General features: G+C 73.6%; 2 protein-coding genes and 1 pseudogene. 1 reads left to right on the top strand and 2 read right to left on the bottom strand.

Features of this window, described 5'->3' with window-relative positions; translation table 11 throughout:
• A pseudogene (locus tag FV223_RS31320) lies at positions 1–214 on the top strand (hypothetical protein); the annotation flags it as partial.
• Positions 215–234: 20 nt separating this feature from the next.
• Here FV223_RS31320 and FV223_RS26985 read toward each other — a convergent pair.
• Together FV223_RS26985 and FV223_RS26990 are read right to left on the bottom strand one after the other, a co-directional pair.
• Positions 235–852, bottom strand: a complete 618-nt coding sequence (locus tag FV223_RS26985; protein ID WP_147729783.1) for an SCO family protein — start codon at positions 850–852, stop codon at positions 235–237.
• Positions 842–1354: a copper chaperone PCu(A)C gene (locus tag FV223_RS26990; protein WP_147729784.1), complete on the bottom strand. Its 513-nt coding sequence runs from the start codon at positions 1352–1354 to the stop codon at positions 842–844. The genes FV223_RS26985 and FV223_RS26990 overlap by 11 nt, the downstream gene beginning before the upstream one ends.
• Positions 1355–1680 lie beyond the last annotated feature (326 nt).

Here is a 1680-nt window from a genome sequence, read left to right on the forward strand (position 1 = left end):
CTTCGGCGTCGCCGCGCCGCAGGGCTCGGCGCCCAGCGTCATCGAGCATCCGGTCGGGCAGGTCGTGCCCGGGATCGGGCGGCGCGACACGATCGGGAACCGGCCGGCGACGAGCGTCGGCGCGGTCCGCGGCAACAACGCCGGCGCCACCGGCGTGATCAAGAACACGGTGGTGCTGGAGGACGGCTTCGTCCTGACCCAGCCCGACGGCGCCGACGCGCTTCGCCCGACCCGTCACAGGACGGCCTGGATCTGCCGGAGGGCGAGCCCGTGCCCGGCCGCGAGATCGAGCGGGCCGACGAAGCCGCCGTTCCGGTCCATCAGGTAGACCATCAGCGTGTGCTCCAGGGTGTAGTCGCCCCCCGGCAGCGGGACCTTCTTGGAGAAGACGCGGTAGGACCGCGCCACCCGGTCGATCTCCTCGCGGGTCCCGGTCAGCCCCGTGATCGAATCGCTGAACGAGCCCATGTAGTCGCGCAGCACCGCGGCGTCGTCGCGCTCGGGATCGAGGGTGATGTAGTAGGCGCCGATGTCGCCGCCGGCCTTGTGCAGGTCGTCGATCAGGTTGGAGAGGTCGGCCAGCGTCGTCGGGCAGACGTTCGGGCAGCGGGTGAACCCGAAGAACACCAGGAAGGGCCGGCCGGCCAGCGTCGCCGAATCGAGGATCCCACCCTTGGACGATTGCAGCCGGAACGGGCCGCCGACCACCGACATCGCCGGCTTGGCGGGCCCGCGCGGCAGCATCGCCACGACGCCCCCGGCGATGCCGAGGATGCCGACGAGCACCGCCGCGAGGATGCCGTAGCCCGCCCGGCGCTGGGCCGGCGTGACGGGCGGCGGATCAATGGGCATGATCGTGGCCGCCGGCCGCCCCTTGCGCGCCCTCGGGGGCCTTCGCGCCGATCGCCTCGACCGCGAACTCGACCGGGACGGTCCCCGCCTTCTCGAACCGCAGCGTGCCCTTGACGCGCTCGCCCTTCTTCAGGGGCGCCGTCAGGTCGACGAACATCATGTGGTAGCCGCCCGGCGCGAGCGTCACCGTGGCGCCGGGGGCGATGACCAGGCCGCCCGGGACCGGGGCCATCTTCATCACGGTGCCGTCCATCGTCATCGAATGGATCTCGACGTGGTCCGCCCCGGTCACCGTGGCGCCGAGCAGCGTGTCCGGCGCGGTGCCGGTGTTGGTGACGCTGAGGTAGCCGCCGCCGACCTTGGCGCCGTTCGGGGTCGCCCGCGTCCAGGGATGGGCGATCGCGAGCGCGCCGGCCTTGTACTCGTGGGCGCCGGCCGGGACCGCGAGCAGCGCGAGGGCGACGAGGGAGCCGGTCGCGCGGCGACGGAACAGCTTGGACATGGCAACTCTCCTGAAGGGGGCGGTGTCGGTCGCGGCCGCGGGCGGCCGGGCGGTTGGGGGACGGCGTCCCGGGCATGCCGGCTCGCGCGATCGCGAGGGGCCGAGCGACGGCGATGCGGCAGGCTGCATCGGTCGATGCGGGCCGAGGCCTTCCCGGAGCACGGCTTTCAGCGCGCAACCGTGAGGCAGGGCGCGACGCCGCGTTCCGGCTGGGCGGCGGCCGGCGCCCTAGGCGTGGGGCATGCGCATGTGGCGGCCAGATTGGCGGGTCTGCCGCGCGGTCATCGCCGTGACCGCGCTCTACGCGCTCGCCCTGCAGGCCGTCC

This window comes from Methylobacterium sp. WL116 (genome assembly GCF_008039455.1).
GTDB lineage: Bacteria > Pseudomonadota > Alphaproteobacteria > Rhizobiales > Beijerinckiaceae > Methylobacterium.

Coding starts and splice junctions, on each gene's coding strand:
- FV223_RS26985 (WP_147729783.1), bottom strand. CDS start 852: ATGCCCATTGATCCGCCGCCCGTCACGCCGGCCCAGCGCCGGGCGGGC.
- FV223_RS26990 (WP_147729784.1), bottom strand. CDS start 1,354: ATGTCCAAGCTGTTCCGTCGCCGCGCGACCGGCTCCCTCGTCGCCCTC.